Below are 12,827 nucleotides of genomic sequence, written 5' to 3'. Positions count from 1 at the left end.
GGATTTTCATTGTTGTACCAGGAGTAAGTCATGACGGAAGTGAACAAAGGTAACGCAACGCATCAGCGTTTAATTTCGCTGTTGTCAGAGCAAGGCGCAACGTACCGCGTGGTAAGCCATGAAGCCGTCGGCAAATGTGAGGCAGTTTCTGAAATTCGTGGTACCGCGCTCGGCCAGGGAGCAAAAGCCCTGGTCTGTAAGGTCAAAGGCAACGGCGTTAATCAGCATGTGTTGGCAATTTTGCCCGCTGACCAGCAGGCCGATCTCAGTTTGTTAGCGGGTCATATTGGTGGGTTAAGAGCATCGCTTGCCAGCCCGGCGGAAGTCGATGAACTTACCGGCTGTGTATTTGGCGCGATCCCGCCGTTTAGCTTCCACCCGAATCTCAAGCTGGTCGCCGATCCGCTATTGTTTGAGCGTTTTCATGAAATTGCGTTTAATGCCGGGTTGCTGGAAAAATCTGTGATCATGGATACCGCAGATTACCTGCGTATCGCGCAACCTGAATTAATCCCTTTCCGCCGTGAACAATAACGGTCTGCGTTAGCAGTAAAAAACGTCGCATCGTGCATTAGCCCAAAAAAAATCATAATCATTAAAAAAAGCCTGTTCCGTCACGCGTTTACGCGTACAGTAAGCAGGCTTATTTTTTCTTTTGGCAAGGAAACTACGATGTTTGATGTCACTCTGCTGATCCTGCTTGGACTGGCAGCTCTGGGCTTTGTCAGCCACAACACCACTGTCGCCGTTTCAATTCTGGTGCTGATAATCGTCCGTGTTACTCCGCTGAATACATTCTTCCCGTGGATTGAAAAGCAGGGGCTTACCGTTGGGATTATTATTCTGACCATTGGCGTCATGGCGCCGATCGCCAGCGGAACGCTGCCCCCCTCTACGCTTATTCACTCCTTTGTAAACTGGAAGTCGCTGGTCGCTATCGCCGTCGGCGTTGTTGTCTCCTGGCTTGGCGGGCGCGGCGTCACGCTGATGGGTAGCCAACCTCAACTCGTCGCCGGTTTACTGGTGGGCACGGTTCTGGGCGTGGCGCTGTTTCGCGGGGTGCCAGTGGGACCGCTCATTGCGGCAGGTCTGGTCTCGTTGATTGTTGGGAAGCAGTAGTCAATCCTGCCAGATAACGGCCTGGCGTTTGTCCCAGGCCTTTTTTGAACATGGTGATAAACGCGGTCGTTGAATCGTAACCGAGCATTTGAGCAACCTGCTGTACATTGTACCCGTCGATCAGAGCTTGCAGCGCCAGAATCAGCTGTAGCTGGTGACGCCAGCGGCGAAAGCTTAATCCTGTTTCTTTGACAACCAGACGAGCAAGGTTACGCTCACTCATGGCAAACACGTTGGCCCACTGCCCCAGTGTTTGCCATTGTGCAGGTTCCTGCGCCATCGTCGCCACCATCTTGCGAATTTTCGGGTGATCGGATACTGGTAACTGCATTTGCTCCTGTGGCTGCTGCGGGAGTTCGTCAAACAACACCTGCGTTAACCGCTGGGTAGCTGGTTCACAGAGCTGGGCATCCGTTTTGTTCGCCAGCGCAAGAATAAGTTCCCGACATAACGGAGCGATTTTCAGCGTGCAGCAACGTTCAGGCATCACGACAGCCTGCGGCTCAATAAACAGAAAACACAATTGCGCGCCCACGGTAACGTGGTTGCTGTGTGGAATTTCGCCAGGGATCCACACCGCATATTGCGGCGGCACCATCCACATGGCGTTCTCCACTTCGCAGGTAATTGCACCATGCAACGCCAGGATTAACTGACCTTTGCGGTGTTGATGCAGTGGGCTGAAAAGTTCATCTTCCTGAGCCTGAATACAAAAAGCCACGGCGGCATCGTGGTAAAGATCGGGTTGATACCCATCCAGTCTCAGCCCCAACATAAGAATGTCCTATTTTAGCGATAAACTGTCATTCTAGCTTGATTCATCCATAGTGTAAAAACGCTAAAGTATCGCCTCGCCTGACGATATGAGAAAAAAATGATTATTACACCTTCCTCCCGCGGCAAAAGCGCAGCGCTGCTGATCGCGGGGATCCTGATGATTGCCACCACACTACGCGTCACCTTTACCGGTGCAGCCCCATTGCTGGATGCCATTCGCGCCGACTACGGCCTGAGTACCGCCCAGACGGGACTTCTGACTACCCTGCCGCTGCTGGCCTTCGCGCTGGTATCTCCCCTCGCTGCCGCCGTTGCGCGCCGTTGGGGCATTGAGCGCAGCCTGTTAGCCGCCATGCTGCTGATCTGTGTGGGTATTGCTATACGTTCGCTCCCTTCATCCGGAGCCTTGTTTGGTGGGACGGCAGTCATTGGCTGTGGCATCGCACTGGGAAATGTCCTTTTGCCGGGACTCATTAAGCGTGATTTTTCACAGCATGTGGCAAAGCTTACCGGGGCGTATTCGTTAACGATGGGCGCTGCAGCAGCGCTGGGGTCGGCAATGGTCGTGCCGCTGGCGTTAAATGGATTTGGCTGGCGCGGCGCACTGATGATGTTAATGATCTTTCCGCTGCTGGCGTTATTGATCTGGTTACCTCAATGGCGCCAGACGGCCAATGCCAGCCTCAGTAATTCGCGAGCGTTGCACTCCCGCGCGATCTGGCGCTCCAGTCTCGCCTGGCAGGTCACGCTGTTTTTGGGCATCAACTCACTCATCTATTATGTCATTATCGGCTGGTTACCCGCCATTATGATCAGCCACGGCTACAGTGAGGCACAGGCGGGATCGCTGCATGGTTTGCTGCAACTGGCGACCGCAGCTCCCGGGCTACTGATCCCCCTCGTTCTGTATCGGTTTAAAGATCAGCGTACTATCGCCGCACTGGTCTCGTTAATGTGCGCTGTCGGCGCTGCAGGGTTTGCTGTTATGCCCGGGCAGGCGGCCCTGTGGACCGTGCTGTTTGGCTTTGGCTCCGGTGCCACGATGATCCTCGGTCTCACCTTTATCGGGCTACGTGCAAGCTCAGCGCACCAGGCTGCCGCGCTATCAGGCATGGCGCAATCTGTCGGATATTTGCTGGCCGCATGTGGGCCGCCGGTGATGGGGAAAATTCACGATCTTAACGATAGCTGGCAGATCCCGCTGGTTGGCGTCGCACTGCTCGCTCTCATCATGGCCGTGTTTGGCGTCTGTTCAGGACGCGACAAAGAGATCGCCAGCACGTAATACACCGGGCAGGTGAATAAGCAACCTGCCCAGTTGTTATCCTCTGGCCGCGCGCAGCAGTGCCTGGACGAGCGGTACAGGCTTTCCTGCCAGTGCCCCTCGTTCATGCTGAAAAAGCGTCCCGACATAAAACGGATGTGTCACCAGTTCAATAGCGCGAACATCACCAGAGTCATCCCAGCCCGTCACTCGCAGATCGCCGCTTTCAAGCTCAGCAGCAAAAGTTTCCGACACGCCATAGTTACAGTGATACCCCTCTGTAATGACATCCCGTCCGTAGGCTCTGGCGATCAGCGTATTCGCGCGCAGTTCAATATCATCCGTCTTTTCGACCAACGAGCAGGTCAGCGGTGCAATCACCATACGGCCTGAGGTCTCTGTTTCCGCATGCGCAGCATCACGCCAGCCCAGCACATTGCGAGCATACTCGAGAATGGCATGCTGAAAACCGCCACAAGTGCCCAAAAATGGAATGCTGTTTTCGCGGGCGTAACGTATTGCCGTCAGCGCGCCTTCCGGGTGCTGGTAAGGACTGCCAGGGACCACCCAGATGGCATCATAGCCGACTAAATCTTCGCCACTACTAATATCAGATGTGGTGAGCCAGTCATAATCAGCCACTAATTCCAGAACGGCAGCAGCATCATCGATGGCAAGGGGAATAGCCTGGTGCGCCACAATATCGGGGCTGTAATCGCCCACCAGCGCAATGCGAAGCGTATCTTTAACAGGGGAAATTTCCATTAACTTTCCTTATGTCCAGACAATGAGGGACAACATAAGGAGCCTCAGCCTACCGATTTTTTGTTGTTACCACAATCCCTTAAATTGAGAGTCTATGTGGCCAAAATGCTATAATGGTCACGTTTTACGATCTTATTTAGCCGTAGTGAAGACGAGTTCAGTAGCTTAACGGAGCGGATTAAGAGATGAATATTCAGTGTAAACGCGTGTATGACCCGGCAGAAAAAAGTGATGGCTATCGTGTTCTGGTCGACAGGCTGTGGCCGCGCGGGGTGAAAAAAACCGATCTTGTTTTCAATGAATGGGATAAAGCGCTGACGCCCTCATCTGATTTACGTAAGGCATTCCACGCAGATATCATCGATTTTGCTCATTTCTCCGAGCAATACCGCGTAGAACTTGCCCAGCAACAGCAGGAAGGCAAGCGACTCGCGGACATTGCCCGGCAACAGCCGTTAACGCTGCTGTATGCAGCGAAGGATACACAGCAAAACCATGCGCTGGTTCTGGCTGAGTGGTTACGTCAATTGTGACAGCGGGTTATTTGCCCGTTGCCGGATGATCTCTGCGCCAAAGCGCCCATTCATCAATAACTTCGCCACCGGGTAGTTTGCAATCCGACCTTACGCCTTGCGGTGTCTGCACCGCAACCAGCACGCCGCCCTTTTGCTCACAATATACGGATGCCGGGTTCGCCATGCCAATTTTCGGTGGTACTGGTGCTTCAGGTGATGTGGAACACCCCGCCAGCACCAAAATGCCGGGCACAACAATAGAGGCAAGTTTCATATTCACTCCTGTTAAAAACGTTACACTGGAAGAGTACCCCGACTCCCCACCTATCTCCATGTTTTACTGACGAGTTTCAATCCCATGTCTACATTTTGCCCCGGATAGCGTGTTTCATCTTTCCCTCCGATGTTCTATTATGCGGGCAATACAGGACTTATCAGCATTCTGGAGTATTTGCCTCTCATGTCAGACATGATCCTTGCCCGAGTCTCACAATCATTAGCCACAGAGCAGTCTGTTGAGAGTCTGGTTCGGCAACTTCTGGAGATGCTGGAGGTAGTGACTGAGATGGAGTCGACCTATCTTACTAAGGTCGATTTAGATGCGCGTCTGCAGCATATTCTGTATGCGCGTAATAGTAAGCAAATGCAGATCCCCGAAGGGCTGTCGGTGCCGTGGGATGAGACACTCTGCAAGCGCGCAATAGACGCAAACTGTCTGTATAGCGATAACGTTCCCGCGCGCTGGCCAGAATGTACCGCCGCACGCGCGCTGGAGATCACAACCTTTCTGAGTACTCCTGTCCACCTGCCCGATGGCACGTTCTATGGCACCCTCTGCGCCACCAGTCGTCAGCAACAACCGCTTAGTGAACGAGGTGAACAGGTACTGCATCTGTTCGCGGGCCTGATAGCGCAGTCTATTCAGAAAGAATCGCTGGTTGCTCAATTACGTGAAGCGAATGCTGCGCTGATCGCCCACTCCTACACTGACGTTCTGACCGGGCTACCTAACCGTCGGGCAATATTTGAAAATATCGAAACCCTCTTCTCGCTGGCACGCCACCTGAGGCACAAAATTATTGTCGCCTATATTGATTTAGATGATTTCAAACTGATCAACGATCGTTTTGGGCACGAAGTCGGTGACCAGTTTTTGATCCAAATTGGCCAGCGTTTACGCCGTGGATGCAGTGAGAATGATATTCTTGGTCGTCTGGGCGGTGACGAATTTTTAGTCGCCAGCCTGTCAGGGGGAATCGAAATGTCGCCGTGTGTTCGTTTGCAAAGCGTGAAAAACCACTTACAGCAGCTAATTTGCGGTGACTATGACCTGGGTGATATCTGTCTGTATTATCCGGGAGCCAGTCTGGGAGTTGTAGAAATTGACTCGCTGGAGACAGACGTCAACTGTGCACTTCATCTTGCAGACAGTGCGATGTATCAGGATAAGAAACGCCAGGATAAAACCGCTTTTGTCGTACATTAAGCCCTGTTATGCTTAATCGTCTTTAAATTATTCTGGCAGATAAGCGTATGCGACTCGGTATTATTTTCCCCGTTATTATTTTCATTTCCGCTGTCGTTTTCCTGTCCTGGTTCTTTATTGGCGGCTACGCCTCACCAGGAGCATAACGATGAAAAAAACAACGCTTATTATGATTGGCGTGGCCATTATTGTCGTGCTGGGAACGGAACTGGGCTGGTGGTAATCTGAGAAAAAGGCCACTTATCAGTGGCCTTTATTGTCAGTATGTTTGCTTAGCTTTTGATTTTTCTGTAGATAAACAACACCACAATCGCACCAATAACGGCTACGACGAAACTGCCAAAGTTGAAACCATCGACTTTACCAAAACCAAAGAAGGTACTGATCCAACCGCCCACTACCGCACCAACCACCCCTAAGATAATGGTCATAAAGAATCCACCGCCATCTTTACCCGGCATAATCCATTTTGCCAAAATCCCCGCAATAAGACCGAAAATCACCCATGAAATAATGCCCATAATATCCCTCGCTTATGTTTTTAAGTTAACGATTCACTCGTTGTATAAAAGCATAGCATAGCGCTGAAAAATTAAAATTTGTGACCAATATCACCTGTTATTTTCATCTTTTTCTGATCTTTCATAAGGTTAAACCATTCGATGGCGGCATTTGCCCTGACGTAGCTCGTCATTAATGTCGAATCGTCAGTCATTCAGGTCTACTTACTCGCCCTCAGCCCCTGCCATTGCTGGGTTTCCACTTCTGGCACACTTTATGCATAAACAGCCTGTCACTATGACAAATCGTAGTCCGCGATGCGTATCGCGTGGCTCCGTTTACAATTCGCGCTATTTCAGCATTTAACAGGTCTGTTATTGATGAAAAAAATCACCAGTGTATGCCCTTACTGTGGGGCCGGGTGCAAGCTCAAGCTTGTTGTTGAAAATAACAAAATCATCCGCGCCGAAGCCGCAGAGGGTGTAACGAACCAAAACCAGTTATGCCTGAAAGGCTACTATGGCTGGGACTTTCTTAACGACACTCGCCTTCTTACTCCCCGTCTGACTCGTCCGATGATCCGTTATGAAAAAGGTGGGAAATTCACTCCCGTTAGCTGGGATGAAGCCATTCGTTACACCGCAAAACGCTTATCCGATATCAAAAATACCTATGGCCCTCGCGCCATCATGACCACCGGATCTTCACGTGGAACAGGGAATGAGACCAACTACGTGATGCAAAAATTCGCGCGTGGTGTTCTCCATAGCAATAATGTCGATTGCTGCGCCCGTGTCTGCCATGGCCCTTCCGTTGCCGGGTTACAGGAAACGTTAGGCAATGGCGCCATGAGCAATTCCATCAGCGACATTGAAAACTCAAAATGCCTGCTGATCTTTGGTTACAACTGTGCCGACTCGCACCCGATTGTGGCTCGCCGGGTGATCAAAGCTCGCCAGAACGGGGCAAAAATCATTGTCTGCGATCCCCGCCGCATTGAAACTGCCCGAATTGCAGACCAGCATCTGCAGTTGAAAAACGGTTGTAACATGGCGCTGGTCAACGCATTTGGCCATGTGCTTATCGAAGAGCAACTTTACGATCGCGAATATGTGCAAAAACATGCCGAAGGCCTGGAAACATACTGGGAAACCGTCAAGGATTACGCGCCTGAAGCCGTTGAACATTTAACGGGTGTTCCCGCACAGCAGGTTCGTCAGGCGATGCGTACTTTTGCCGCAGCGCCCTCGGCAACTGTGATGTGGGGAATGGGCGTCACCCAATTTGGTCAGGCCGTTGACGTGGTTCGTGGCTTGTCGAGCCTGGCGTTGCTGACCGGCAACCTGGGACGCCCTAACGTCGGCGTTGGGCCGGTGCGTGGGCAAAATAACGTGCAGGGCGCGTGCGATATGGGGGTGCTGCCTAACCAGTTCCCAGGGTATCAGGACGTGACCGATTTCACCGTCAGGGAGAAATTCGCCAACGCCTGGGGGATTGACGTTAATCAGATGGATGACAAGGTTGGGACGCGCATCACCGAAGTTCCGCATCTGGCTATCGAAGGCAAAATTAAAGCCTACTACATCATGGGGGAAGATCCGTTGCAAACCGAGGCCGATTTAGGTCTGGTCCGCGAAGGGTTTAACGCGCTCGATTTTATTGTCGTGCAGGATATCTTCATGACCAAGACAGCGGAAATGGCCGACGTCCTCCTGCCGGCCACCTCCTGGGGCGAACACGGCGGCGTCTTTACCTGCGCCGACCGCGGATTCCAGCGGTTTGAACAGGCGATTGAACCTACGGGGGATGTCAAACGCGACTGGGAAATCATCAGTCTGCTGGCCACCGCAATGGGCTATCCGATGCAGTATCAAAGTAACCAGCAAATCTGGGATGAGATGCGCGAGCTATGCCCGCTCTTCTACGGCGTGACTTACGAAAAAATGGGTGATATGGGTCATGTACAGTGGCCATGCCCGGAACTCGATCACCCAGGTACGCCGTATCTGTATGCACACAGCCAGTTTGATACCGCCAATGGCAAAGGTAAATTGTTTGCCGCACAGTGGCGTGCTCCTGCAGAAGTACCTGATGAAAAGTACCCAATGGTATTATGCACTGTGCGCGAAGTCGGCCACTATTCGTGCCGCTCGATGACCGGCAACTGCGCAGCATTGCAGGCCCTGGCCGATGAGCCTGGGTATGTGCAAATCAATACCCACGATGCAGAAAAATTAGGTATTCGTCATCGTGACCTGGTATGGGTCAGTTCGCGTCGTGGCAAGGTTATCAGTCGGGCTGATGTCTCTGAACGCATCAACACCGGAACGGTGTATATGACCTATCAATGGTGGATTGGCGCGTGTAATGAGTTGACCCAGGATAATCTGGACCCCATCTCGAAGACCCCGGAAACCAAATATTGTGCCGTCAATATTGAGCACATTAGCGATCAAGGATGGGCAGAGAAGTATGCCGCACAAACGTATAGCGACATGAAATCACGCCTGTGCGAGGCCATTGAGTAAGTCACCGCCCAGGCCGCCTGAGTCTGACTTCCCAGACTCAGGCTTTTTCTCGTTATTTCGCCAGCTGTGGTTCACTAAAGCGAATGGCAGCTGATTCCACCTGCTTATCCCGCTGCATAAAACCGAGGTTCATCAGAAACAATCCCGCCATAAACGGGAGTTCATACAGCTCTTCAATGAGATCGCCGTACTGCGCATTGTGCAAAAAGATAGGGGCCAGCAGACGATGATGCTCTACCGTATCGGAGATCAAAAATGCACAGGTGGTGATCGCTAACAGCCATAGCGGCAGCGGTTCATTGCGTAAGCGACGGGCAATATCCTGGCGTAAGTGTTTTGATATCAGGACAGGCAAAATAATCATCGCAATCAATACCACTGAGATAGCTCTGAACAGGAGTTTAGGGTGCTCCGGAAAATAATCACGGCCCCAACTGGTACTGCGACCCAGCAACACCAACCACCACACAGCCGCCCAAAGCCAAAATTGTTTCTCGCCTTCCGGACGTGATAAAGGCCGGATGTAGCTGAGAGTAAAAAGCGCACCAAACAGCAGCCATAACGCCTGGCCATTCTCAATCCATCTGACGACAGTACCGTTGAGCAAAGGTAGATTCCAGTTCGCAGTGAACGGGATCGCTACGATGACCAGCCCAAGAATGAAAATGGGTAATGTTAGTCGGGTATTCAGTTTCATAAGCGAGGTTCTGTATTGTGACTGTTTCACGATCATAACCCCTGTGAATGATCCAACATTAGCAATCAATGCGGATTTCTTAAGGTACTCTTAAGAAATCTTTTTCCGGATATTTCCAGGTTTAACACGGACAAAAAAACCGCACTGCGCCATCAAAACGCAGTGCGGTTTATAAATCAAAAACGAAAATATTCAATCAGAGGCAGAGGCTAACATCTACCAGCCGCAGACTTCGTGCTCGTTCTCGGTATCGTATGAACGAACCGTATTGACCAGATCTTTAACCACTTCAGCGGCGACATCCGGAATCAACAGCGACATCGGCGTTTCAGTTTCATAATCGACAGACACGCCATTGCTGTTATTGGTGACTGTAACGGTGTAGGTTGCTTTACCCATGATTTACTCCTTGCCGGTACGCACAACTTTTCGTTGATTTGCGCTCTCCATCAACACTTCGGGCGCCACGAAAAAGTCGATATTAAAGTAGGTATCGTCGGTCATTACTTCGATGTTATGCCATTTCTCCGGTGGAAAAACGCCGAACTGACCGGCTTCGATAATCATCACCTCTTCTGGCTCCGGGCTGTGTTCATCTGCAAATCCGAGATATTTGACCGCCCCCTGCATCACAGAAAGTCGAGGATAAACCCCGGCACGGGTACCCTTATCAAGGTGGCGTTCGAAAATTCCGGCAGGTGCAGTTTCTTTGTTCCAGAACGGCGTTGAGCGTGTATGAATATGATTCTGTGGAATTTGAAGCATTTTTCTTCCCTTTTCCAGTCGACAACCAGCGAGTCTTATTGAATCGCTGCTGTGAACAGGGTACGCTTCAAAATATATATTTAAAATACCATTTATTGGTTATAACAATCCCATTTTTCAATGAAGGGAACAGCTTAATACTGAAAGCCCGCCGTCAACAGCGGGCCAATAGCGTTACGACTGAAGCGTCGCCAGACGTGCGGCAAAACCGACAAAGATCAAGCCAATGAGGGAATTCCCAACTTTAGCCAGTTTTTTCTTCGTACGAATATACTGTGTCACAAACGCACCGGAGAAAATAAGGAAGCTCAGATAGAAAAAGCTCACTATTTCAAGCGTCATCGCCAAAATAAAGAACGACAACCCTGAGTGAGTCGCGTTGACATCAATAAACTGTACGAAGAACGATACATAAAACAGAATGGCTTTAGGATTCGTCAGACTCAAAATTAATGCACGTTTGAAAATCGCACCAAACGGAACTTCTTCTGGCGCAGCGTCGCTGGCTTTCGATTTCAGTGTGGCATACAGGATCTTCGCACCGAGATACAGCAGATAAAACGCGCCGAGATAACGAACAATATTGAACAATACGGGTGTTGTTTTGATTAGCGCAGCTACGCCAGCATAGGCCAGAAACATCAATACGGCATCACCGATAAACACACCGCTTGCTGCCAAATAACCACCCTTCACTCCACGACCGACGCTGTTCTTCAGCACAAATATCGTATTTGGCCCCGGTACCAGCACGATAAAAATAGCACCCACCAGATACGTCCAGTAATTCAGAACTCCATACTCTGCGAACACGTTAACCTCTTCCTGAAAAAACACATGCACTTGCTGCGAGACAATATGCTAACGAATGCGCCAGGGGATGGAAAGAGAAGCTTTAGAATATAGCATTCTGTTTCAGTCCGATTGCAACATCATTATTCGTTCCAGATTTGCAACGATGAAACCCACTTTTGCGCCTACCCAATGCCCCGTTTAGCCACTAATGTTTATCAGTAGATTCAGCCCGCAAGGCCCCCTCTCATCACATGGAGAAAGAAAAATGACTATTGCTTATAAACGTCTTGATAAAGATCAGGCTGCCGTACTTCTGGTCGATCACCAAACGGGTTTACTTTCGCTGGTCCGTGACATCGATCCAGACAAGTTTAAAAACAACGTTCTGGCATTAGGCGATCTGGCGAAATATTTCAAACTCCCGACGATTCTGACCACCAGCTTTGAAACGGGTCCTAACGGTCCATTGGTTCCTGAGCTGAAAGAACTGTTCCCGGATGCCCCTTACATCGCACGTCCTGGCCAGATTAATGCCTGGGATAACGAAGATTTTGTTAACGCGATCAAAGCGACAGGCAAAAAGCAGCTAATTATTGCCGGGGTGGTGACCGAAGTCTGCGTCGCATTCCCTGCGCTTTCTGCCATTGAAGCCGGTTTCGACGTGTTTGTGGTCACTGATGCATCCGGTACGTTTAATCCGCTGACCCGTGATTCCGCATGGAATCGTATGTCGTCTGCCGGCGTACAATTAATGACGTGGTTCGGTCTGGCCTGCGAATTACACCGTGACTGGCGCAACGATATTGAAGGGCTGGGAACGTTGTTCTCCAACCATATTCCTGACTATCGCAACCTGATGACCAGCTACAACACGCTGACATCCGGGAAATAATGTTCCTGTCAGTGTAATACACAAAAACCCGCCAACATCGGCGGGTTTTTGTGAACAGTTTCAGTCGGGATTAATGGTGCAGCATTTCATCCACCACCTCTTCTCCCTTGAGCTGATAAGGGTAATAGGTTGGCCAGTTATCCATCTCTTCAAGCAAGGCAGCCTGCGAGGTATTACCCATAAAGATATGGAAGTGGCTCGATTTACGTGGCGCAATAATGTGATCGCTGAATTGCACGTATTTCGGCGCGTCGCTGCCAGCGTCTTTACACTCGAACAGATAACGCACACCTTTCTTGCCTGACGTATAGTTCAAAATTTTATATCCGGCATAATCATACTTACACGATGCCACCTTTTTACCGGTATGAAACTCCATTACGCCGTTTTCAATACCAATAGTGTCAACATCGGTCGCGTAGCCCTTACGGTAATAGGCTTTAACCTGCTCTGCCGTTTTGCTCTTGTCTTTCTCCGCTTTCTGTTTGAATACCGGATCCAGTTCGCCACTCACCAGATACGGATAGACAGACTGCCACATGCCATCCCAGTCGGCTAGCGTACGGTTCTGCACATTTTTGTCATCAAAAACGCCTTCTGCCGCCTTTTGTTCTATTTCGGTCATTGGTGCACCATGGGAATGGTGACCATGCGCCAGTACCTGGCTACTAACAAAAAGCATCCCCAGAACGACTGCCAATTTTTCCAAATGCATAGCCAAAA

17 protein-coding genes and 1 pseudogene are annotated in these 12,827 nt (G+C 50.5%); 9 read left to right on the top strand and 9 right to left on the bottom strand.

Annotated features, from left to right (window positions below; genetic code table 11):
- Window positions 1-30 precede the first annotated feature (30 nt).
- Together EHN13_RS15065 and EHN13_RS15060 are read left to right on the top strand one after the other, a co-directional pair.
- The gene (locus EHN13_RS15065) at window positions 31-534 is read left to right on the top strand and encodes a YbaK/prolyl-tRNA synthetase associated domain-containing protein (protein WP_048211929.1); all 504 of its coding nucleotides are present in this window, start codon (window positions 31-33) and stop codon (window positions 532-534) included.
- Window positions 535-672: 138 nt separating this feature from the next.
- Complete coding sequence (locus EHN13_RS15060; protein ID WP_042308914.1) at window positions 673-1,119, top strand: DUF441 domain-containing protein; 447 nt, start codon at window positions 673-675, stop codon at window positions 1,117-1,119.
- Here EHN13_RS15060 and EHN13_RS15055 read toward each other — a convergent pair.
- Window positions 1,102-1,894: pseudogene (locus EHN13_RS15055) on the bottom strand (AraC family transcriptional regulator); the annotation flags it as partial. The gene EHN13_RS15060 and the pseudogene EHN13_RS15055 overlap by 18 nt on opposite strands.
- A 99-nt stretch (window positions 1,895-1,993) precedes the next feature.
- On the opposite strand from EHN13_RS15055, the gene EHN13_RS15050 reads away from it, so the two are divergent.
- Window positions 1,994-3,181: a CynX/NimT family MFS transporter gene (locus EHN13_RS15050; protein ID WP_048211931.1), complete on the top strand. Its 1,188-nt coding sequence runs from the start codon at window positions 1,994-1,996 to the stop codon at window positions 3,179-3,181.
- A gap of 36 nt (window positions 3,182-3,217) precedes the next feature.
- Here the strand turns inward: EHN13_RS15050 and EHN13_RS15045 are convergent, their stop codons facing one another.
- Window positions 3,218-3,925 carry a CTP synthase C-terminal region-related (seleno)protein gene (locus EHN13_RS15045; protein ID WP_086523649.1) on the bottom strand — a complete coding sequence of 236 codons (708 nt, stop codon included), beginning with the start codon at window positions 3,923-3,925 and terminating at the stop codon, window positions 3,218-3,220.
- A gap of 185 nt (window positions 3,926-4,110) precedes the next feature.
- On the opposite strand from EHN13_RS15045, the gene EHN13_RS15040 reads away from it, so the two are divergent.
- Entirely contained in the window at window positions 4,111-4,458 is a 348-nt protein-coding gene (locus tag EHN13_RS15040) for a DUF488 domain-containing protein (RefSeq protein WP_048211933.1), read from the top strand.
- A 7-nt stretch (window positions 4,459-4,465) separates the two neighbouring features.
- Here EHN13_RS15040 and EHN13_RS15035 read toward each other — a convergent pair whose 3' ends face one another.
- On the bottom strand, window positions 4,466-4,714 hold the full coding sequence (locus tag EHN13_RS15035; protein ID WP_005120367.1) for a putative hemolysin: 249 nt from the start codon (window positions 4,712-4,714) through the stop codon (window positions 4,466-4,468).
- Window positions 4,715-4,900: 186 nt separating this feature from the next.
- On the opposite strand from EHN13_RS15035, the gene EHN13_RS15030 reads away from it, so the two are divergent.
- Genes EHN13_RS15030 through yoaJ form a run of 3 tightly spaced genes read left to right on the top strand, consistent with a single transcriptional unit; the run spans window position 4,901 to window position 6,149 of the window.
- A complete protein-coding gene (locus EHN13_RS15030; protein WP_115602167.1) occupies window positions 4,901-5,926 on the top strand; it encodes a sensor domain-containing diguanylate cyclase in 1,026 nt (341 codons plus the stop codon).
- 47 nt (window positions 5,927-5,973) lie between these two features.
- Window positions 5,974-6,072 carry a YoaK family small membrane protein gene (locus EHN13_RS15025; protein ID WP_086523648.1) on the top strand — a complete coding sequence of 33 codons (99 nt, stop codon included), beginning with the start codon at window positions 5,974-5,976 and terminating at the stop codon, window positions 6,070-6,072.
- Between the two features lie 2 nt (window positions 6,073-6,074).
- The gene (yoaJ, locus tag EHN13_RS15020; protein WP_099530266.1) at window positions 6,075-6,149 is read left to right on the top strand and encodes a protein YoaJ; all 75 of its coding nucleotides are present in this window, start codon (window positions 6,075-6,077) and stop codon (window positions 6,147-6,149) included.
- A 49-nt stretch (window positions 6,150-6,198) separates the two neighbouring features.
- Here the strand turns inward: yoaJ and EHN13_RS15015 are convergent, their stop codons facing one another.
- Window positions 6,199-6,447 (bottom strand): GlsB/YeaQ/YmgE family stress response membrane protein, encoded by a 249-nt coding sequence (locus tag EHN13_RS15015; protein ID WP_005120370.1) that lies wholly within the window; start codon window positions 6,445-6,447, stop codon window positions 6,199-6,201.
- A 360-nt stretch (window positions 6,448-6,807) separates the two neighbouring features.
- On the opposite strand from EHN13_RS15015, the gene fdhF reads away from it, so the two are divergent.
- Window positions 6,808-8,955: a formate dehydrogenase subunit alpha gene (gene fdhF, locus EHN13_RS15010; RefSeq protein ID WP_124021663.1), complete on the top strand. Its 2,148-nt coding sequence runs from the start codon at window positions 6,808-6,810 to the stop codon at window positions 8,953-8,955.
- A 52-nt stretch (window positions 8,956-9,007) separates the two neighbouring features.
- On the opposite strand, the gene EHN13_RS15005 is transcribed toward fdhF, so the two are convergent.
- From EHN13_RS15005 to leuE, 4 genes are all read right to left on the bottom strand, one after another.
- The gene (locus tag EHN13_RS15005; protein ID WP_061068820.1) at window positions 9,008-9,652 is read right to left on the bottom strand and encodes a hypothetical protein; all 645 of its coding nucleotides are present in this window, start codon (window positions 9,650-9,652) and stop codon (window positions 9,008-9,010) included.
- Between the two features lie 216 nt (window positions 9,653-9,868).
- Window positions 9,869-10,051, bottom strand: a complete 183-nt coding sequence (locus EHN13_RS15000) for a DUF1869 domain-containing protein (RefSeq protein WP_048211936.1) — start codon at window positions 10,049-10,051, stop codon at window positions 9,869-9,871.
- Window positions 10,052-10,054: 3 nt separating this feature from the next.
- Window positions 10,055-10,417 carry a DUF1971 domain-containing protein YeaR gene (yeaR, locus tag EHN13_RS14995; protein ID WP_045441926.1) on the bottom strand — a complete coding sequence of 121 codons (363 nt, stop codon included), beginning with the start codon at window positions 10,415-10,417 and terminating at the stop codon, window positions 10,055-10,057.
- Window positions 10,418-10,591: 174 nt separating this feature from the next.
- On the bottom strand, window positions 10,592-11,230 hold the full coding sequence (gene leuE / locus EHN13_RS14990; RefSeq protein WP_048212597.1) for a leucine efflux protein LeuE: 639 nt from the start codon (window positions 11,228-11,230) through the stop codon (window positions 10,592-10,594).
- Between the two features lie 247 nt (window positions 11,231-11,477).
- On the opposite strand from leuE, the gene ycaC reads away from it, so the two are divergent.
- A complete protein-coding gene (ycaC, locus tag EHN13_RS14985; protein ID WP_005120379.1) occupies window positions 11,478-12,104 on the top strand; it encodes an isochorismate family cysteine hydrolase YcaC in 627 nt (208 codons plus the stop codon).
- A 70-nt stretch (window positions 12,105-12,174) separates the two neighbouring features.
- On the opposite strand, the gene zinT is transcribed toward ycaC, so the two are convergent.
- Window positions 12,175-12,819, bottom strand: coding sequence for a metal-binding protein ZinT (gene zinT / locus EHN13_RS14980; protein WP_167469988.1), 645 nt, complete (start codon window positions 12,817-12,819; stop codon window positions 12,175-12,177).
- Window positions 12,820-12,827 lie beyond the last annotated feature (8 nt).

This window comes from Citrobacter youngae, from assembly GCF_003818115.1.
Taxonomy (GTDB): Bacteria; Pseudomonadota; Gammaproteobacteria; order Enterobacterales; family Enterobacteriaceae; genus Citrobacter; species Citrobacter youngae.
The sequence above is the reverse complement of the archived record's forward strand: the minus strand, read 5'-3'. Positions and strand labels throughout refer to the sequence as shown.